General features: G+C 72.5%; 15 protein-coding genes. 5 read left to right on the plus strand and 10 right to left on the minus strand.

Going from position 1 to position 20,236, the window contains the following annotated elements; translation table 11 throughout:
* Positions 1-2: 2 nt before the first annotated feature.
* From BIU91_RS18550 to BIU91_RS12300, 4 genes are all read right to left on the minus strand, one after another.
* Entirely contained in the window at positions 3-500 is a 498-nt protein-coding gene (locus BIU91_RS18550; protein ID WP_071405681.1) for a hypothetical protein, read from the minus strand.
* A gap of 5 nt (positions 501-505) precedes the next feature.
* Entirely contained in the window at positions 506-1,348 is an 843-nt protein-coding gene (locus tag BIU91_RS12290) for a carbohydrate ABC transporter permease (protein WP_071405697.1), read from the minus strand.
* A 65-nt stretch (positions 1,349-1,413) separates the two neighbouring features.
* Entirely contained in the window at positions 1,414-2,391 is a 978-nt protein-coding gene (locus tag BIU91_RS12295; protein ID WP_071405682.1) for a sugar ABC transporter permease, read from the minus strand.
* A gap of 156 nt (positions 2,392-2,547) precedes the next feature.
* Positions 2,548-3,831, minus strand: coding sequence for an ABC transporter substrate-binding protein (locus tag BIU91_RS12300; protein ID WP_071405683.1), 1,284 nt, complete (start codon positions 3,829-3,831; stop codon positions 2,548-2,550).
* 294 nt (positions 3,832-4,125) lie between these two features.
* On the opposite strand from BIU91_RS12300, the gene BIU91_RS12305 reads away from it, so the two are divergent.
* On the plus strand, positions 4,126-5,454 hold the full coding sequence (locus BIU91_RS12305; protein ID WP_071405684.1) for a glycosyltransferase: 1,329 nt from the start codon (positions 4,126-4,128) through the stop codon (positions 5,452-5,454).
* Positions 5,455-5,604: 150 nt separating this feature from the next.
* Here BIU91_RS12305 and BIU91_RS12310 read toward each other — a convergent pair whose 3' ends face one another.
* Positions 5,605-6,918, minus strand: coding sequence for a glycosyltransferase (locus BIU91_RS12310; RefSeq protein ID WP_071405685.1), 1,314 nt, complete (start codon positions 6,916-6,918; stop codon positions 5,605-5,607).
* Between the two features lie 157 nt (positions 6,919-7,075).
* Here BIU91_RS12310 and BIU91_RS18935 point away from each other — a divergent pair, with 157 nt between their 5' ends.
* The 4 genes from BIU91_RS18935 (at position 7,076) to BIU91_RS12325 (ending at position 11,029) form a co-directional block, all read left to right on the plus strand.
* Entirely contained in the window at positions 7,076-7,249 is a 174-nt protein-coding gene (locus BIU91_RS18935) for a hypothetical protein (RefSeq protein WP_163343513.1), read from the plus strand.
* 113 nt (positions 7,250-7,362) lie between these two features.
* Complete coding sequence (locus BIU91_RS12315) at positions 7,363-8,319, plus strand: beta-1,6-N-acetylglucosaminyltransferase (RefSeq protein ID WP_071405686.1); 957 nt, start codon at positions 7,363-7,365, stop codon at positions 8,317-8,319.
* Positions 8,316-9,821 carry an oligosaccharide flippase family protein gene (locus BIU91_RS12320; protein ID WP_084741203.1) on the plus strand — a complete coding sequence of 502 codons (1,506 nt, stop codon included), beginning with the start codon at positions 8,316-8,318 and terminating at the stop codon, positions 9,819-9,821. The genes BIU91_RS12315 and BIU91_RS12320 overlap by 4 nt, the downstream gene beginning before the upstream one ends.
* Complete coding sequence (locus BIU91_RS12325) at positions 9,818-11,029, plus strand: glycosyltransferase family 4 protein (protein ID WP_171907828.1); 1,212 nt, start codon at positions 9,818-9,820, stop codon at positions 11,027-11,029. The genes BIU91_RS12320 and BIU91_RS12325 overlap by 4 nt, the downstream gene beginning before the upstream one ends.
* A gap of 68 nt (positions 11,030-11,097) precedes the next feature.
* Here BIU91_RS12325 and BIU91_RS12330 read toward each other — a convergent pair whose 3' ends face one another.
* From BIU91_RS12330 to BIU91_RS12350, 5 genes are read right to left on the minus strand one after another with little or no spacing between them, the layout of a single operon-like run.
* Positions 11,098-12,072: a glycoside hydrolase family 16 protein gene (locus BIU91_RS12330; RefSeq protein WP_071405688.1), complete on the minus strand. Its 975-nt coding sequence runs from the start codon at positions 12,070-12,072 to the stop codon at positions 11,098-11,100.
* Positions 12,057-14,357: a PIG-L family deacetylase gene (locus BIU91_RS12335; RefSeq protein WP_171907829.1), complete on the minus strand. Its 2,301-nt coding sequence runs from the start codon at positions 14,355-14,357 to the stop codon at positions 12,057-12,059. The genes BIU91_RS12330 and BIU91_RS12335 overlap by 16 nt, the downstream gene beginning before the upstream one ends.
* A gap of 58 nt (positions 14,358-14,415) precedes the next feature.
* Complete coding sequence (locus tag BIU91_RS12340) at positions 14,416-17,979, minus strand: glycosyltransferase (protein ID WP_071405690.1); 3,564 nt, start codon at positions 17,977-17,979, stop codon at positions 14,416-14,418.
* Positions 17,976-18,941, minus strand: coding sequence for a glycosyltransferase family 2 protein (locus BIU91_RS12345; RefSeq protein WP_071405691.1), 966 nt, complete (start codon positions 18,939-18,941; stop codon positions 17,976-17,978). The genes BIU91_RS12340 and BIU91_RS12345 overlap by 4 nt, the downstream gene beginning before the upstream one ends.
* Complete coding sequence (locus BIU91_RS12350; RefSeq protein ID WP_071405692.1) at positions 18,938-19,909, minus strand: glycosyltransferase family 2 protein; 972 nt, start codon at positions 19,907-19,909, stop codon at positions 18,938-18,940. Before BIU91_RS12350 ends, BIU91_RS12345 begins: the two co-directional genes overlap by 4 nt.
* Positions 19,910-20,236 lie beyond the last annotated feature (327 nt).

The following is a 20,236-nucleotide window of genomic DNA, read 5'->3' on the forward strand; positions in this document are numbered from 1 at the left end:
CGTCAGCCGTCCGTGCCGTGCGTCACGTCCGCCGGTGCGTCGGGTCCACCCCGTCGGGCCGCCACCGCGGGCACGCCGCGGTCCGCCCGGCGTTGCGGCACCCGTGCGGGGCGCGCCGGCCGTCGTGCAGCCGGTGCGACCTCGTCCCAGCCCGCGTGCTGGTGCACCCGTCCGTCCGCGCCGGGTCGAGGCCTGCGACCGGTGGGGTCGGTGACCGACGTGTGCACCGGGGCGACCGCGGGAGCAGCACCGACGCCCCGGGGCACGGACGCACCCGTGCCGTCCTGCGGTGCGGTCCGGCGGAGGACGGCGACCCGCCACCGGTCGAGGGCGACGACGCCGAGCACGCACACGAGCAGGGTGAGCGCCCAGCCGAGCGCCGGTCGCCCGGTGAGCTCGCAGAACACCGTGACGCCGAGGAACAGGACGCCGAACATCCCGACAAAGCCGATGGCCTCCTCGATGTGGGCGGTGGGACGGGTGGGTCCGCGCTGGGCCATGGTCGTCAGCCCTTCACGCCGCCGGCGGTGAGCCCCGCCACGATGCGCCGCTGGAAGATCAGCACGAGGATGACCAGCGGGATCGTGACGATCGTGCCGGCGGCCATCACCGCCGTGTAGGGCTCCTGGTGCGGCTGCGACCCGGCGAACGAGGCGATCGCCACGGTCACCGGCTGGGTCGCGTCGCTCGAGAGCTGCGACGAGATGAGGTACTCGTTCCAGCTCGAGATGAACGCCAGGATCGCCGTGGTGAACACCGCGGGCGCCGCGAGCGGCAGGATGATCCGCCGGAACGCCTGCACCCGGGTGCACCCGTCGATGCGGGCTGCCTCTTCGAGGTCCCACGGCATCTCGCGGAAGAACGACGCGAGCGTGTACACGGTCAGCGGTAGCACGAACGAGATGCTCGGCAGGATGAGCGCCTGGTACGACCCCATCCACCCGATGTCGGTGAACAGCTGGAACAGCGGCGAGATGAGGGCGACGCCGGGGAACATCGACGCGGCCAGGATCGCGCCGGCGATGAGCGACTTGCCGCGGAACTCGAGCCGGGCGAGCGCGTACGCCGCCGTGGTGCCGACGAGCAGGGCGATGACGGTCACCGCGACCCCGATGAACACGCTGTTCAGGAGCGCTCGGCCGAGGTGGTTGCCCAGCGCGGTCGAGAACGCGGTCGCGTAGTTGTCGAGGGTCACGTGGGTGAACCACGGGGTGGCGTCGAACGTGTACCCGACCTCGCGGAAGCTCGTGACGACCATCCAGTAGAACGGCAGGAGGCACCACACGGCGATGACGACGGCCTGCACGGCGGTCCGGAGCTTCGGGCCCGTCTCGCGCCGGACCCGCACGTCGGGACGGTCCGTCGCCCGGTCGCGGGTCGCGGCGGTGCGGCGGGGACGATCTGCTGCGAGGGTCACTTGAGTTCACCCTTCTGCTGGGCTGCCTGCGTCTGCACGACGTTCGCGCCGAGGAACCGGACGAAGACGAACGCGACGATGAAGACGATGAGGAACGTGATGGTGGACAGGGCTGATGCGGCGTTGAACCCCTGCCGGATCTGGTCGACGACCAGCACCGACAGCGACACGGTCGCGTTCCCGGAACCACCACCACCGCCGGTCATGATCGCGATGAGGTCGTAGATGCGCAGGGCATCGAGGACACGGAACAGGATGGCGACCATCAGGGCCGGCCGGACGAGGGGGAGCGTGATGAGGAAGAAGCGCTGAAGGGTCGAGGCGCCGTCCATCTTCCCCGCCTCGTAGACGTCCTCGGGGATGAGCTGCAGACCGGCCAGGATGAGCAGCGCCATGAACGGCGTGGTCTTCCAGGTGTCGGCGATGACGATCGCGAACCGTGACGCCCATTCGTCGGAGAACCAGAGGACCTGGTGCCCGATCACGTGGTTGAGCACACCGTTCGCGTCGAAGATGAAGTACCAGAGCTTCGCGGTGACGGCAGTCGGGATCGCCCACGGCACCAGGATCGCGGCACGGACGAGGGCGCGGCCCTTGAAGTTGCGGTTCATGATGATGGCCATCCACAGACCGATGACGGTCTCGAGGATCACGGTCACGAACGTGAAGAAGAACGTGTTCCCGAAGGCGACCCAGAACTGGGAACCGAGGTTGCCGGGCGGGCACGCGACGTCCCCGCACCGCTGGCCGAGCCAGTGCACGTAGTTCGTGACGCCGGCGAACCCGCCCTGCACGAACAGGCCGGTGGCCTTGTCGAGGCCCTGGTCGAGCTGGAACGACTGGATGACCGCGCTGACCACAGGGTACCCGATGACGATCGCGAGGAGCACGATCGTCGGGCCGATGAGGTACACGGCCCAGCGGCCGTGCTCGGCGTTGAGTCCGCCCTTGCGCCGTCGGCGCTTCGGTTCCATGCCCGTCGGGTTGGGGATGGCTGCGGGGATCTCGGTTGCTGCTGACACGTGTCGGCCTCCTTGCCGGGGGTGTCGGAACGCAAGTAGGGGCGGACTGGAGGCACGTGCCGGGATGGCACCGTGCCTCCAGTCCGATGCGGCGTGAGCCGCGTGTCGCTAGCTGCTGGTCGCCGACTTGAGGGCGTCCTGCATGTCCTTCATGGCTTCGTCGACCGACTTCGATCCCTTGAGCGCCGCGTAGGTGTTGTCCTGGATCGCCTTCGTGACGGCCGGGTAGAACGGCGTGACCGGGCGCGGCTCCGCCGACTCGATCGACTTGAGCAGCGTCGGCAGGTAGGGCAGCTGCTTCGTCAGCTCGGGGTCGGTGTACAGGTCACCGACGACCGGGGCGAGCGAGCCCTGGGTCGCGAAGAACTTCTGCGTCTCGTCCGAGGTCAGGAACTCGAGGAAGTCGTGCGCCGTGGCCTTGTGCTTCGAGTACACGCTGATCGCGGCGTTGTGGCCGCCGAGCGTGGAGGCACCGACGCCGTCGGCACCGGGAATCGGCGCGATGCCGAAGGTGTCCTTGACCTTCGACGAGCCGTCGGTCTTGGCGAGGCTGTAGACGTACGGCCAGTTGCGCAGGAACAGCAGCTTGCCGGCTTCGAACGCGGTGCGGCCCTGCTCCTCCTGGTAGGTGATCGCCTCGGCCGGGATGTTCCCGTCCTCGAACGCGTCCACCAGGTTCTGCAGGCCGGCCTTCGCCTTGTCGGTGTCGACGTCGGGCGCACCGTCGCTGCCGAGCACCGAACCGCCGGAGCCGTTGATCGCCTCTGAGGCGTTGACGGTGAGCCCCTCGTACTTCGCGAACTGCCCCGCGTAGCAACCGATGCCGGCGTCCTTCGCGATCTTGCAGTCGTCCATCATCTCCTTCCACGTGGTGGGAGGCGTCTTGACGAGGTCCTTGCGGTAGTAGAGCAGTGCGCCGTCCGAGGTCTGCGGAGCGGCGTAGAGGGTGTCGTTGTACGTGGCGGTCTTCACCGTCGACGGCAGGAGCTTCGAGGTGTCGAGCTTCATGTCGCCGGTCAGCGGCGTCAGCCAGCTCTTGGCGGCGAACTCGGCGGTCCAGACGACGTCCACGTCGACGACGTCGTAGTTCTCGTCCTTCGCCTGGAAGTGCTGCACGAGGTCGTCGTGCTGCTGGTCGGCCTGGTCGGACTGTTCCTTGAAGGTGACCTTCTCGTCCGGGTGGGCCTTGTTCCACTTCGCGATGAGCGGGCGGACGACGTTCGAGTTGTCCTTGCCCTGCACGTAGGTGATGGGGCCGCGGCTGTCCTGGCCGCTCTTGGCGTCGTCCGATCCGGCGCCGGAGCTCCCGCTCGAGCAGCCGGTGAGCACGAGGCCGATGACGGCGACCCCGGCAACGGATGCGAACCGCACCCTGGAGCGTGTTGTCTTCACAGCGTTGTCTCCTCATTGAGATCACCAGGGGGCATCGATCGGGTTCGACGACACTGCCCTGGAGCAGGCGCCGCTGCCTGCTGGTGGAGGAAGCTACGCCCGGTCCGGCGGGAGCGCAACCGGTTGCATCGGTTCCGTGACCTGAGCGTGACCCATGAGGTTCCCGTGGCTTCCTGGGTGAGCGCTCACCCTCGTCCGGGGCACACGCACCGCACTGCGGAACCCCGCACGAACCCCGCCACTGCTGGTCCGGTCCGTTGTCCGGACGCCGCGGGCGGTCGTAGCGTCCCGAGCATGACCCTGCACTCCTCCGTCACCGTGCCCGGCCCCCGTCGGGTCGTCAGCGTCGACCTCGACGCTCCGCTGCCGCGCCTGGTCGCCGACGAGTCGGGTTCCTCCGCGCTCGTCGTCGGCTACCGCGACGGCTTCCCCGTCACCACCCTCGACGTGCTCCTCACCGCGGACCCGGCCGACGCCGCCCGCGCGATGGCGCCCCTGGTCGACGGCCTCGCACGGACCTCCGGTGCGACGGAGACCCCGATCCCCGACCTCGAGCTCCCGCTCATCTCGATCGTCGTGTCGACCATCGTCACCCGGGTCGAGGACATCCGGAAGCTGCTCGACTTCCTCGAGCACCTCGACTACCCGCGGTACGAGGTCATCCTCGTCGACAACCGCGTGAAGCTGCCCGAGGTCGACGCCCTGCCCGGGCTGCTCGAGGGCCGCGACGTCCGGCTGGTCACCGAACGCCGTCCGGGCTGCTCCGCCGGTCGCAACGCCGGGGTCGCAGCGGCGCACGGCGAGATCATCGCGTTCACCGACGACGACGTCCGGGTGGACGCACAGTGGCTCCGGTCCATCGGCACGCGCTTCGTCCGCGAGCCCGAGGTCGCCGCGGTCACCGGGATGATCCTGCCCGTCGAGCTCGAGACCCCCGCGCAGATCTGGTACGAGGCGTACTACGGCGGCTTCAGCGGCGAGCGCACCTTCCAGCCGGTGACGATCGTGCCGGACGACGTCCCCGGGGTCATGCGGCACGCGCAGGCCCGGGCCGTCCGCCCCGACGGCTCGGTGCAGAAGCACTTCGCCGTGTACGGCATCGGCGGCTACGGCGCCGGCGCGAACTGGGCGGTCCGACGGTCGGCGTTCGACGCCGTCGGCGGGTTCGACCCCGTGCTCGGTGCCGGTGTGCCGGCCCGCGGCGGCGAGGACCTGGCGATCTTCATCGACATCCTGTGGAGCGGTGGCCGGATCGGCTTCGAACCCCGTGCGGTCGTCCACCACCGGCACCGGCAGGACCTCGCCGGGCTGCACGGACAGCTCCACTCGAACGGCGTCGGGTTCACGGCGCTGATGTGCGAGCTCATCGCGAAGGACCGCCGGCACGCGCTCGTGCTCGCACGGCTGATGCCCCGCGCCGGCAAGATCAAGCTGAAGCAGCTCGTGTCACGACTGGCCGGCCGGCGTGACGCCGCGGCCGAGAGCATCACCGAGGCCTCCACGACCCGGATCCCGCGCTCGCTGGCGTACCACGAGTTCCGCGGCTTCCCGGCGGGTCCGGCGGCGTACTTCCGCAGCCGTCGGTTCTGGCGCGAGGTCGAGGAGGGCCGCTTCCGCCCGTAGGGGGGGGGTGCAGGAGACGTCCGCACCGGACGGACGGGAGGCCCGTGGCAGCGTCGCCACGGGCCTCCCGTCCGTCCGGTGCGTGCGTGCGGTGCACGCGGTGCCTGCCGTGCGCACCGCGCACGCGGAGCGCGGTCGCCCGCGCCGCGGTCACCCGCGCCGCGACCGCCCGACGACGTACCGCCACGGGCCACCGAGCGCCGCCACGAGCTCGACGCGCTTGAGGCCGGCCGTCGCCTCGCGGAACGCGTCGTCGACCGGCCACCCGCCCACGGCGTCCACCGCGGCGGACACCTGGTCGGCGTCGGCGCCGGCACCCTGTCCGAGCGCGCCGAGCTGCCGCAGCGCCCCGACCGCCCGACGCAGCACGGCCAGTGCGGTGCGCGGGCGCAGCATGAGCTTCGCGACCCACGCGCCGAGACCGGTGCCGTAGCCGAGCGCCTGCGAGCGCAGCGCCGCACGGTCCGGCCGGTGCTTGTGCCAGACGACGGCCGAGGGCTCCACGGCGAGCGCGCCGCCGGAGAACAGCACCCGGGTGAACAGGTCGGGGTCCTCGCCCGCGCGGGCCAGGGTGCCCGGGCCGAGTGCGACGTCGAACCCGCCCAGGGCGACCGCGGCCGAGCGGCGGAGCGACATGTTGGCCCCGGTGCCGAACGCGCCCACGGAGAACGGGAACAGCGGCAGGTCGGCCGGCGGCGCGGACGTGCGGAACACCCGGCGGTCGGTGTTGCGCGCCCAGGTGACGCGCTCGTCGAAGTACCGCTGCGTGGGGGTCCGCAGTTCGCCGCTGGGCACGAGGCCGGTCACGCAGACGACGTCCGCGTCGCGGGCGTACGCGTCGGCGAGCGCTGCGAGCCAGTGCCGGTCGACGACCACGTCGTCGTCGACGAAGGCGACCACGGCCCCGGACGCGAGGGCGAGTCCGGCGTTCCGTGCGCGCGAGACGCCGGGTCGGGCCTCCAGGACGTACCGCAGGCGCGGGTCCGCGAGCGACGTGACCACGTCGCGGGTCGCGGTGGTGGTGGGCGCGTTGTCGACGACCAGGACCTCGAAGTCGTCGTGCTCGGACGCGAGCACCGAGCGCACGCAGCGGCGCAGGTCGTCCGGCCGGTCGCGGGTGCCGATGACGACGGAGATGCGCCCGACCGGCGTCCCCGCGGGGGCGTCCGGGAGGCCCGTGGTGCGCAGCGCGCGCAGGGCCGGTCCCAGCTCGGCCGGGTCCACGCCGCCGTCCGCGTCGACGCTGACGTCGACGAACCCGGCGATCTCGCGTCCGTCACGGACGAGCAGACGGGCGCGGCGGAAGCCGGTGGCGCCGGCGAGTTCGACGGCGGACGCGGCGAGCGCCTCCTGTCGGTCGACGGCACCGACCCAGGCCGCGCCGGCCCAGGCGGGCACGTCCGGGGACGGCATCGCGGGCGTGAGCGTGAGCACGCGGGTGGTGGTGGCCTGCTGGTCGGTCATGGTCCGATGCTCCGGTGGGCCTGCTGCGGGGTCAACGGCGGCCGCCGGCGGTTGCGGCGACGGACGTCCGACTTGCGGTTTGCCGCCAGTGCACACCCCCGGACGGTAGGATCGTGAGGACGACTCGGCGGCAGCACGCCGGGCACGAGGAGGACGCATGTCGATGGGCCCCACCGACGAGCTCGGCGCCGTGCTCCCCTCGGAACAGAGCGTCTTCGTGGTCGACGCCGTGACCTGCGTCTGCGGCCACGTGCAGGACGCCCACGAGCACTACCGTCCGGGCACGGACTGCGCCCTCTGCGACTGCCAGAAGTTCCGCAAGAAGCGCTGATCAGGCGCGCCGAGCGCTGACCGATCGGGGGTGGTGCGGGAAACCGCCGCTTCCCCGCAGACGGGCACGGGTCGCCTTGTCGGCCCCGGAACGCCGCGGTTAGCGTCGCGTCCATGGCCATCTCCCCCGCGGTCCCCGCGTGCATCGTCCTCGCCCACGAGGACCCGGCACACGTGCGCCGACTCGTCGAGGCGCTCGACCCGTTCCCGGTGTTCCTGCACTGCGACGCGCGCACGCCCGAGACGGTGTTCCGCGCCATGACCGACGGACTGCCGGACCGCGTCCGGCTGCTCCCCCGCATCCGGACGGGCTGGGCGCGCTGGGAGAACGTCGCCGCCGAGGTGTCCGGCTACCGGGCCGCCCTGGCCGAGACCGACGCCTCGCACGTGGCCGTGCTGACCGGCAGCGACTACCCGCTCGCGAACCCCACCGAGATCACGGCCCTGCTCGAGGCCCACCGGGAGGAGTCGTTCATCTCGGTCAACCCGCTGCCGTTCGCGCCGTGGGGCCGCGACGGCGGCATCTCCCGCATCCGGTTCCGGCACTGGGCGTGGCGGAAGCACATGCTCCGGCTGCCGGTCCCCCGCCGCGTGCCGGCGAACGTCTCCTTCGCCGGGGGCTCGCAGCTCAAGGTCCTCTCCCGCCGGCACGCCGCCGCCGTCGTGGACACCGTGGACCAGCGCCCCGACCTGGTCCGGTTCTGGCAGCGCACCTGGGTCGCCGACGAGACCTTCGTGCCGTCGGTGCTCAACTCGCCGTCGCTGACGCCGGGGTTCGCCGACGAGCACGTCTCCCAGCCGCTCTGGTGGATCGGGTGGGACGGCACGGCCCGGAAGAGCCCGCCGTGGTTGACCGTCACCGACGCGGGGCAGCTGCTCGAGCGTCGGACGGACGCGGACGTCGAGGTGCAGCACCTGTTCGCGCGGAAGTTCTCGACCGACCGGAGCGGAGATCTGCTCGACGTCGTGGACGCGGCCTTCGGGCTGCGCCAGAACGCGGGCGCGGCGACGGGGTCGGCGTCGGCGACGGCGTCGGCGCGGCAGGACGCGGCAGCGGTGGTCGCGCCGTGAGCTTCCCCCCGCAGACCCGCCGTGAGGCCCGCGCAGCGCGCGAGGCACCCGTCCCCGTCGCCGCCGTGCCCGAGTCGCTCGACACCGGGTCGGTCGCGGTGCGGAAGGGCGCCTCCGTCCTGTTCGGCCGCGGCCTGCTGTACGTCGTCGTCTGGTCGATGCAGCTCGTCGTCTCGTCGCTCATCTCCCCGGTGCTCGCACACCTGATGCCGCCGGCCGAGTTCGGCGTCCTCGCCTCGGCCATCGCCCTGTACCAGGCGCTCGTCGTCCTGGCCGTCCTCGGCATCGACCAGGCGTCGGTGCTGCAGCGCGCCGAGGACGGCGACGACCGCCGGGCGCGTGGCCTGCTCGCCGTCGGCATGGTCACCGCGATCGTCGTCACCGTCGCCGCGCTCACCACGATCCCGGTCTGGGCCGACGCAGCCGGCTTCGTCGGCAACCACCCGCTGCTCCTCGTGGCGGTGCTCTGGACCGGCCCGGCCGCCATCGTGCAGATCTCCCTCGCGCTGCTCGTCGCCCAGGACCGCATCCGGGTCTTCGCGGTCACGAGCCTGCTGTCCTCGATCGGCGGCTCGGTCATCGGCCTCGGGCTCCTCACCTGGGTGCAGGCCGACGCGACCACCTACGCGTGGGGCGGCGTCGTCGCCCAGGGCGTGGCGATGGTCATCGGCATCGCGGCGACCCGCCCGCGTCTCGCCGGCCTGTTCGACCGCAAGACCACCGCCCGGGCGTTCCGCCTCGGCGTGCCGATCGCCCTCGGCAACCTGTCGTACTTCGTGCTGAACGCCGGCGACCGGATCGTCGTCCAGCGGCTGCTCGGTCCGGACGAGGTGGCCCGCTACCAGATCGCCTACGTCGTCGGCTCGGCCGTCATCCTGCTCCTGACCTTCACGAACCAGGCCTGGGCGCCACACTTCGCCGCCCTCCGCGACCCGGTCGCGCGCCGGCAGCTCGCCATGCACTCCCGCGACGAGCTGTACAAGATGCTCGGACCGGTCCTGCTCGCCGTGACCCTGGTGTCACCGGTCGCGCTGCCGATCCTCGCCCCGGCGTCGTACCGCGTGCAGGAGCTCTCCGTCGTCGTCTTCGTCGTCGCGATCACCGCGTTCCCCGTCGTCGCCAGCGGCGCGACCGGACGCCTGCTCCTGGTCGAACGCCGCGGTGTCGCCGTCGGGGTGATCGCCGCGATCGCCGGCGCCGTGAACATCGGCGCGAACCTCGTGCTCGTGCCCGTGCTCGGCATCGCCGGCGCGGGCCTCGCCACCGTCGTCGCCTACGCGATCCTGGCCGCCATGCAGTTGCTGGCCCTGCCCGATCGCCGCGAGTGGCGCGGACCGGGAGCCCGGATCGTCCTGACGACCCTCGCCGCGCTCGTCGTTGCCGCCGCGTCCCTGCTCCTGCCGCAGGACGTGCTCTGGAACTGGGTCCGCATCGCCGGGGTGGTCGCCTGCCTCCCCTGGTTCCTCCGCCGACTGAAGACCGCAAGGGGTGGTGTCTCGTGAGACCGCGACAGACTGCAACCGACGGCACCCGCCGACTCCGCGTCGGCGTGCTGGTGACCGGACTCGCCATCACCGGCGGACTCGAACGCTGCGTGCTCGAGGACACCCGCGAGCTCGTCGCCGCCGGCCACCAGGTCGAGGTCTGGCACCGGAACGGCCAGTCCCCGCGCGCCGCCGAGGGCCCGCCGCCCTACGAGGCGATGGGCGTGCGCCTGGTGGAGGCCACCGACTACCGGTTCGGCATCACCACCGCGCTCCGCGACGCCTGGCGCTTCGCCCGCGAGGGACTGCGGATCCGACGATCACACCTCGACGTCCTCTGGCTGAATCGCCCCGAGTACCTGCCGTTCGGCCGCGTCGCGTCGCTCGTCTCCGGCGTCCCGCTCGCGGTGCACCTGCACCACGCGCCGAACTACCGGCGGCTCGGACCGATCGCCGGCGGCCGCACCCGCTACTTCGCCGTCTCGCACGCGATGGCGCGCGCCTGGGCGGCGTCCGGCGTGCCGACGGACCGCATCACGATAGTGCCGAACGGCGTCGACACCGACGCGTTCCCGGCCGCCACCCCGGCGTCGGTGCACGACGCCCGCGCGGCACTCGGCATCGCCGAGGACACCCCGACGGTGCTCTACTACGGTCGGCTCACCCGGTCGAAGGGCGTGCTCGCCCTCCTGGAGGCGTGGGGTCGCGTCCGCACGACCGCCGCGGCACGCGTGCCGGTCACCACTCCCCCCGTGGCTGGTCACGCGGCGCCCGCGCCGCTCCTCGTGCTGGCCGGTGCCCTCTACCCGGAGGAAGCCGACGCCGTGCACGCCGCGATCGACGCGCTCCCCGCCGGTTCCGTGCTCGTGCTCCCCGAGCGGGACGACGTCGTCCCGCTCCTGCACGCCGCCGACGTCGTGGTGGCACCGTCCATCGAGCCCGAGGGCTTCGGCCGGGTCGTGGTCGAGGCGATGTCCGCCGGCCGTCCCGTCGTCGCGGCCGTATCGGGCGGCACCGGGGAGATCCTGTCGGGTGACTGGGCGCGGTACACCGTCGACCCGGCCGACCCCGACGCACTGGCGGAGAAGCTGCTCGACACCCTCGACGACGCCGAGCGCGACCCGTCCCTCGCCGCACGGTGCCGCGCGTGGGTGCGTGACCGCTACGGGCGCGAGCCGCACGGGCGCGCGCTGCTGCAGGCGCTGCTGGCACACGCCCGGCGCTGACCGGGCCGGGCCCGGCGTCGTCTGCGTGCACCGGGCGGCGGCGTCGGTCTGCGCCGGGCTCGGCGCCGTCAGCCGGCGGTGGGTTCCGTGGACGGCAGCGTGGCCCGGGGGCTCTCACCGTCCGCGGGCACGTCGATCGTCATCCAGTCGACCAGCAACGACCCGGCGGCGTCCCGGGGCGGCAGGCCCTCGAGGGATCCCGTCTGCACGACCAGGTGCATGCGCTCCACGGGGATGTCCTGTGTGGTGCTCCCGACGACCTCGTCGTCGACCAGGAACGACATCCGCGACGGCGTCCACTCGATCGTGTACGTGTGCCAGTCGGCCAGCGACGCGTCGGTCTCGTGGTGGACGCACTTCTCGGCCGGGTCGACCAGGCAGTGCACGTTGAGCCAGGCGGGCGCACCGAGAGCCCCCTCGGGGAAGTCGATCTCGCCGTGCGCCCAGACGTTCTCGTCGCTCCAGAGCAGCACCGCCACCCCGTAGCCGTCGACCTCGTCACTCTTCATCCGGATGCTGTACCGGCCGGAGGTCTGTCCGCCCCATCGTCCGTCGACGAGCGGCACGACCCCGCCGGCGAGCGGAGTGCCCGCCTTCGTCGTGCGGAGGTGCATGTCGAGCATCCCGTCGTGGGCGCTCAGCGTGGACGCCTGGTACCGACCGGTCCCCGCGGTGTCCGCGAAGCCGTGGTAGACGGTGAACCGGTCGTCGTAGGCCGCCTCGAACCCGCCGGACGGGGCGGACTCGTCGAAGTCCTCGGAGAACACCCGCTTCCAGCCGTCCCCGTCCCCGTCGCCGGTCGGCATCGCGACCCCGCTGGGTCCGGGGCCGACGGACGTCGTGCCGGTGGTCGCCGCGGCGACGGCACCGACCGCGACCACCAGGGCGGCGGCCACGATCGCGACCCGTCGTCCCCGTGTCCGGAGCGGCGTGCGGTGACGGGAGGTGCCGAAGCCGTGCGCGGGTGGGGCGCCGTGCGCGGCGGCCAACTGCTCGGCGACGGGGCGGAGGCCGTCATCGTCCGGGGTCATCCAGCTGCCCATGCGCGGACCTCCGAGAGACCGACGTTGATCGTGCTGTTCGACACCCCGGTGGTGGTGAACCGCACCCAGGTGACGTTGCGGGCGGTGAAGTCGACCGTCCGGGCGCTGCCGTCGTTCGGGAGCTCGCCCACGGCGACCTGGCTGCCGTCCGAGAACGTCAGCGTGCCGCTCGTGATCTGGTCGTCGCTGTTCGGACGGTCGTGCAGGACGATGCGCTGGAGCGCGACCGGGGTGGCCCAGTCGAGCTGGATCCAGATGCCGGTCCGTCCCCAGGGCACGGCCCACTCGGCGGTGTGGTCGACCGGGTGGCCGGACACCACGCCGTCGACGGCCTTCGCGACGGTCTGGCCGTCGGCCGGGTTGTCGGCGATCGCCGTCGGGGTGGCCGAGCCGGTGACGTCCCGCAGGCCCGGAGTGGGGGTCGGGGTGGGAGTCGGCGTCGGAGTCGGCGTGGGGGTCGGCGTCGGCGTGGGGGTCGGCGTCGGCGTCGGCGTCGTACCGCCGCTGCTCGCCGGGGAGAACGCCCGGATCTCGGCGAGTCCGACGTTCTGCGTCCCGCCACTGACCGACGTCACCGTGAACCGCACCCACCTGACACTGCGCGCCGCGAACGTGATCCGCTGCACCGCACCACCGTTGTTCAACGCCGGCACCGTCACACTCGAACCGTCCGAGAACGTCAACGTCCCACCCAGCACCTGGTCCACCGCGTTCGGACGATCAGCGAGGTCGACCGCGTCCAACGCCGTCGCCCCCGCCCACCCGAGCTGGATCCAGGTCCCCGCACGACCGGAGGGCGCGACCCACTCCGCCGTCGGCGCGTCCGGGTACCCGCTCACCACACCGTCGACCGCCTTCACGGCCGTTTGGCCATCAGCGGGGTTCTCCGCACTCGCCGTCACCGACGCCGAACCCGTCACGTCCGTCCGGGTCGGGGTCGGTGGTGGCGTCGTCGTGTCGGCCGGGGCCAGCGCGCGGATCTCGGCGAGTCCGACGTTCTGCGTCCCGCCACTGACCGACGTCACCGTGAACCGCACCCACGTGACACTGCGCGCCGCGAACGTGATCCGCTGCACCGCACCACCGTTGTTCAACGCCGGCACCGTCACACTCGAGCCGTCCGAGAACGTCAACGTCCCACCCAGCACCTGGTCCACCGCGTTCGGCCGATCAGCGAGGTCGACCGCGTCCAACACCGTCGCCCCCGCCCACCCGAGCTGGATCCACGTCCCCGCACGACCGGACGGCGCAACCCACTCCGCCGTCGGCGCATCCGGGTACCCGCTCACCACACCGTCGACCGCCTTCACGGCCGTCTGACCATCAGCCGGGTTCTCCGCACTCGCCGTCACCGACGCCGCACCCGTCACGTCCTTGTGTGCGGGGGTCGGGTCCGTGGGGTCGGTGGGGTCCGTCGGCGCGGGCGAGCCAGCGGTGTACTGCCGGCTGAGCCACGAGGTCTCGGGTCGAGCCGAGCAGGCTTCGTACGAGGCGCAGGTCTCACTGTCGTGCGCGGCGTAGGTGAAGAACGCGTCGGCCTTCGCCTGGGTCTCGGCCGTCGTCAGGTTCGCCGGACGGTCGGCGATCGGGTACCCCATGTACCCGGTGAAGCCGTGCGCGCCGGTGTACTGCTGCTGCACCTGGTCGGTCAGGTACGCGACCGTGTGGTGGTCGCTGTGGTCACCGTCGCCGTACTCGCCCTCGTGGTCGAGGGTGTGGATGTCCGTCGGTGCGAAGTCCTGCACGATCCCCTGCAGCGTCGCCCGGAGCTGCGCGAGCGTGTACGTGGCGGCGTGCGGGGCATCGGCGACGGTGTGCAGCGTGTCCATGTCGCCCGTGTACAGGCGCTGGAGGCTCTCGTAGCCGTTCGCCCAGAAGCCGTTGCCCTCGACGTTGCCGTCCGGCAGGTCCATGAAGACCAGGCTGATCCGCGGGTCGGCGGTCAGGGTCTCGGTGAGCAGGGTCCGTCCGGCGACCGTCGTGGAGCCGGTCGTCGACGCCGGGTCGACGCCGGCCATGCTCGCGTAGGCGGCCATCAGTCCCACCTGGCGTTCCTGCCAGTACCAGTCGGGCTTGCCGGCGTCACCGGCGGTGACGATCACCGAGCGGACGCAGCGCCCCGCGTCGATGTCCTTCCGCAGGTCCGTGCCCTGGAAGAGCAGGTCGTCGTCGGGGTGGGCGACGACGTTGAGCACCCGCCCGGCGCTGCAGTCGGCCGCCGCGGCCACGGCGGGCTGCACCACGAGGTTCGGCGCGACCAGCACGGCGAGCACGGTGGCGAGCACGCCCGCGACGGACGCGACGGTGGCCCGTCGCGTCCGTCGCGGTCTGTCGGAGGTCGGTTCAGTCGGTCGCATGGCGCAGGCCCTCCGTCGTCAGCTCGTACATCGCGGTCGTCCCCGACGACCAGACCCGCTTCCAGTAGGGCGAGGACGCCATGGCGGCGGCGAGCTCCTGGTAGTCGGCGTCACTCTGGTAGCCGTACCGCTCGTCGTAGGCGCCGAAGGGCTCCGCGACCAGGGCGTAGTAGCCGGTGGCCGACCAGTTCACGACGAGCTCCCGCGTCACGTTCGACAGGTCGGCCTCGGCGTCGTAGCCGCCGGTCGGGTCCGGGTACGGGCCGAGTGCTTCGCGGGACAGGTAGCCCACGTCGAAGTACCGTGCGCCGGTGTTGCTCGGCACGGCGTTGGCCGAACCGGTGAGCAGCATCACGGAGCCCGCGGGTGCCGTGCGGTCGTAGTACTGCGTCGCCGCGGACTGGCTCCGGGTCATGACGCGGTTCCAGTCGAGCGAGGTCTGCCCGAACGCACCGATCGCGACGAGCGCCGCCACCGCTGCTCCGGCGACCGCGAACCGCACCGCGGACGGACGCATCCCCCGCTGCAGGACCGCCCCGACCGGGGCGAACCGACCGGCGGGCATCGGGAGCGCCGCCGCCAGGATCGCGATCCACGGCGTCGCGAAGAGCACGACGCGGAAGACGCCCTCCTGGCCGTAGTTCGTGGCGACGAGCAGCGAGATCGGGCTCGCGGCGGTGGCGAGGAGCGCCCAGTGCGTCCGGTCACGCCGCATCAGGACGGTCACCACGGCGATGAGTCCGAGCACCACGAGCGCGGCTGCCGGGATGTCGAACGCCAGACGCGTGACGAGCGGCTTCGGCAGGACCGTCATGTCGTGCGCGGGCGGCTGCACGTTGTCGAGCACCCGTCCGACCGCCGCGAGCGACAGGAACCGCCCGAGGATGTCACCGTTCAGCGCGGCGAAGACCACCGCCGGCACGAGCACGACGACGGGCAGCCACCAGGGGCGGAGCATCCGGAACACGATGAGCGTGACGAGTGCGGCGACCGTCAGGTACGGCGAGATCTGGTGGGTCACGGCGAGCACGATGCCGATGAGGGTGATCGCGACGATCCGCGAGAGCCCCACGCGCCGTGCCCGCGGCTTGGCGGCGACGGAGCCGTCGGCGGTGGTGACGGCGGCATCGCGCAGCGGTCCGGTGGCGAGCACGAGGATCACGATCGACATCAGGATGCCGGTCGACTGCGGCGAGAAGTACGTGGTGTTGAGCGAACCGGTCATCGCGGTCAGCAGCGCCGCGATCCACGGCCGACGGGCGCCGGGCAGCCAGTGCGCCGCCAGGACCCCGACCGCGATGGTCGTGCTGAAGGCGAGCAGGACCGGCACCCACGCGGCGATGAGGATCGTGTTGACGATGCCCCCGACGTCGGCCACCCAGGCCGCGCCGGCGAACAGGCCGGACCAGGTCTGGAAGATGTCGGCCGACGGGTTGGTCCCACCGAACTGGCGGATGTACTCGACGACACCGATGTGCCGCGCGGCGGCGGTCACGGTGGGCACGCCGTACGTGATCGCCTGGGCGAGCTGCACGACACCGCCGAGCACGACGACGGGCACGGCGAGCGCGCGGCCGCGGACCAGGGCGATGACCGCCGCGGCGACGACGAGCACGAGGCCGACGACCAGGCCGGGGCCGAGCGAGCCGAACAGGCCTGCGGGCACCGGGTCGCCCATGTGGGTGAGCGCGGCGACGACCACGACGACGAGCCCGCCGAGCGAGAGCGCCGTCACGGTGGCGGTCGTGCTCCACCGGGGCCGGGCGGTCTCCCGGCGCACGAGGCCGGCGCGACGGAGCTCCGCCAGGTCACGCGGCACCGAGACGGCGAGCGCCGCCGCGGTGAGCACGACGACACCGACGAAGGGGACCGTCGGCGCCCAGATGTGGAAGGTCGCCATGGTGTAGCCGATGCCGATCGTGCCGACGAGCGACCCGGTGACGGCGAGGACGGCGAACCGTGCGAGGGACATCGGACGGACGAGCAGCATCGGGGCGACCCCGAGCAGCGCGAACAGGAAGACCGCGACGGCGCTCGCCCGCAGCGTGGGCAGCTCGACGACGCTGCCGACGGCGGCCAGCACGAGCGTCAGCACGACGATCGCGGCGGCGCCGAGTCGGGCCACCGGGCCCATCGCGCCACCCGGGATCGGTCGTGCCGGACCCGCGGTGTCGAGGCCGCGCTGCAGCTCGTGGCGACCGTGCGCCGTCCGGTCGATCGTCCCCGCGCCGCCCATGCGTTCGCGGAGCGCCAGGACCGGTGCGGTGAGCACGGAGCGCCGCTCGACGCGACGCAACCGACGCTTCGTCGCCGCGAACTCCGCGTCGACGGCGTCGACGCTGTCCGCGTCACGCGCGGCGCCCGTCCCGTGGCCGTTCGCCGGAGCAGCGTCGGCAGCGTCGTCGCCCTGCTCGAGGCCGAGGCGTGCGAAGGCGCTGATGGCCTCCGGCGCCGCGTCCACCGAGGCGGTCAGCGTGTCGCGGTCGAGTGCGTTCTTGGTCATCCAGGCTCCGAGTCCGTGGCCGTGCGCGGCAGCGGCGGCGCGGAGCGACGCGACGTCGTCCGCCGATCGCTGCCACGCGATCGCGGCCGGTTCGACGGCGATCGCGGATCCGGCGAACAGCAGTCGTGTGAAGAGGTCGAGGTCGTCGCCACCGCCGACGCGGGTGCCGGGACCGAAGGCGGTGTCGAACCCGCCGATCCGGAGCGCGGTCGCGCGGTGCACGGCGAGGTTCGCGCCGGTGCCGTAGGCCGAGGCGGCGAAGGGGTGCAGCGGGAGGTCGTCGACCGAGTCGTCGAGCCGGAACACCCGCCGGTGGACGGTCCGCCCACCGGGGGTGCGGTCGTCGTGCCAGCGCTGCGCCGGCGTCCGGAGCTCGGCACTCGGCACGAGCCCGGTGACGCAGGCCACGTCGGGGTCGGCCGCGAAGGCACGGGCGATGGCGGCGATCCAGTCGCCGTCCACGACGGCACCCTCGTCCACGAACGCGACGACGTCGCCGGTCGCGACGAGCAGGCCGGCGTTCCGCGCGGCGGCGAGGCCGCGCTCGGGCGCGGGGATGGTGGTGACGCGACGTCCGCTGATGTCGACCGTCGCCACGCCGCCGTCGTCGGCGCCGTGCGAGACGACGACGACGTCGAAGTCGGCGTGCCCGTTGGCGAGCACCGACCGCATGGTCGTGCCGGCGGCGCCGTCCGTGCAGAGCACCACGGTGACGGACGGCAGCACCAGACCTGCTGCCGGCCGACGCTCGGGTGCCGGCATGGGCCGGATCGCGCGCTGGAGCGCACGGACGTCGATGGTGCCGCCGATGCGGCGGCGTTCGGTGATCTCGGCCTCGACGAAACCGAGCGGCTCGCCGTGGTCGCGGACGAGCAGGCGGGCACGCCCGTACCCGGCGGATCCCTGCAGGGCGATGACGTCCCGGTGGCTCGACGCGTGCACGTCGGCACGGTCGACCTCGCCGACCCAGAGCGCGCCGTCCCAGGTGGGGACGAGCGGCCCGGTCACGACCGGCGAGAGGACCATCGCCAGGGTCGCGCGGGTCACGGTGTGCCCACCGGCTGCGGGAGCGGTGCGGGTGCGGGCGGGGTCCGCACGACGACGGTGCCGAGGACCCGGCCGACTGCGTAGCCCGCGACCGTCGAGACGACGGAGAGCGCGATGGCGTACGCCCGCAGGCCTCCGCCACGACCGACGTGGCGCAGTTCGCGCAGCACGGCGCCCGGGATCACCCGGGTCAGGTAGGTCGACTCGCTGGCGAGCGAGTCGCCGGTGCCGACCCGACGGCTCAGCACGGCCTTCGAGATGCCCTCGTAGTAGCTGCGGCGGCGCAGGTAGCGCATCGTCACGCGGTCCGGCGAGACCCGGTGCGAGACGTTCGAGCGCGGTTCGTGCCGGATCCGCGCGCCGGGACGGGCCTGGGCGATGCGGATGCAGAGTTCGGTCTCCTCGCAGCCGAGCGGCTGGTTGCCGACGCGGCCGATGCCGGAGCGGAAGCCGCCGGCGAGCAGGATCGCGTCGCGGCGGAACGCCATGCTCGACCCGATGACGTTGCGGACGTCGCCCGGGGTCTCGGGCAGCCCGCGGTACGAGCACCCGACGATCCAGAGCAGTTCGTCGGCGTACGGGCCGGGGCCGGTCGCGGTCGGCCAGGACGGCGTGGCACGACCGCCGACACCGACGACGTCGGGGTCCTCGAGCGCGGTGAGCATGTGCCCGAGCCAGTCGGGGTCAGCGGTGGCGTCGTCGTCCAGGAACGCGACGACGTCGGCGTCGGTCAGGGCGACACCGGTGTTCCGGGCCCCGGAGAGTCCGCGGTCCTCGGTGTTCGGGACGACCCGGAGTTCCGGCCAGCGCGCGGCGGCGCGGGCCAGGAGCTCGGGCTCGTGGTCGATGACGACGACGACCTCGGGGGCCTCGGGCTGGCGCTTGGCCGACTCGACGCTGTCCTGCAGGTCACCCCAGCGCTGCTGGGTGTAGGCGCAGATGACGACCGCGACGGTCGTCACGCGACGTCCTCCTCGAGGGCGACGACGGACGCGACGACGGCTGCCCCGGCAACGGACGCCCCGGCGACGGCGGACGCAGCGACGGGGGTCGCGACGGACGCAGCGACCGGCGCCGCAGCGACGGGCGCAGCGGCAACCGGCGCAGCGACGTGCGCAGCAGCCGGCGCGGCGAGCTGCTCGGCCGGCGGCACGACGCTCATCGCCGCGCGACGGACCTCGGCACGGCCGATCGCGGCACGACGACGCTCGTGCATGATCGACTTCAGCACGCGGATGCCGTCGGTCACGGCGTTGAGGTTGCTCGAACCGTGCACGCGGAGCTTCTCGTGGCTCGGCACCTCGGTGATCGCAAGCTCGGCGGCCGACCAGCGGCAGGTCAGGACGGTCTCGATCTCGAACCCGTCGCCCCACAGCATCGAACCGTCGGCCGGCTTCGGCAGCTCGGACGACAGCAGACCGATCTCCGGCAGGACGTCCGCCCAGAAGGCGTTGTAGCCGTAGCAGAGGTCGCTGTAGCGGGTGCCGAGGATGATGTTGCAGAGCATGTTCAGGCCGCGGTTGCCCATGTTCCGGACGATCGTGATGTCGTCGCTGCCACCGCCGAGCGAGTACCGGGTGCCCTTCGCGACGTCGGCGCCGTCGACGAGTGCCTGGACGAACCGCGGGATCTCGTCGGGATCCGCGGAGCAGTCGGCGTCGAACATGACGACGATGTCGCCGGTGACGGCCTCGAAGCCGCAGGCCAGGGCGTTGCCCTTGCCCTTGCGGGTCTGGTGCACGACGCGGATGTCGGGCATCACGCGCTGGGCGGCGGCGATGGTGTCGTCGACGGAGTTGCCGTCGACCAGGATCACCTCGTACACGGGCGGGAGCTTCGGGAGGATGATCTCGAGGTTGCGGGCCTCGTTCCGTGCCGGGATGACGACGGAGACCCTCGGGTCTGCAGGGCGAACGGTACGTGCGGGCATGGCGCGGTCCTGTCGGGTCAGGGTTGCTGTCGGGTGGTGGCTCGTCGAGACGAGCGGCGCGTCCTCGGATGACGCATCGACGACGGTGACCGTCGTCGGTCGAGCAGCGGGACGCGGGTACGACGCCGCCTGCTTGCCGCGGGTGAGTGGGTACTCTCCCCCGCGGTTCCAACCATCGCCGTGGCCAGCGGGAGGGTCAATGCGCGGTGCGGTCCCTTGCGGACACCCGGGTGCGGATACGGAAACCCGCAACGGTCGTGCAGGTTGGCGGTCCGGCGCGGCGGCCGGCGGGTGGTGGTGGACGCAGGACGAGCGGACGGGAGGCGC

The sequence above is a fragment of the Curtobacterium sp. MMLR14_002 genome (assembly GCF_001864975.1).
Classification (GTDB): domain Bacteria; phylum Actinomycetota; class Actinomycetes; order Actinomycetales; family Microbacteriaceae; genus Curtobacterium; species Curtobacterium flaccumfaciens.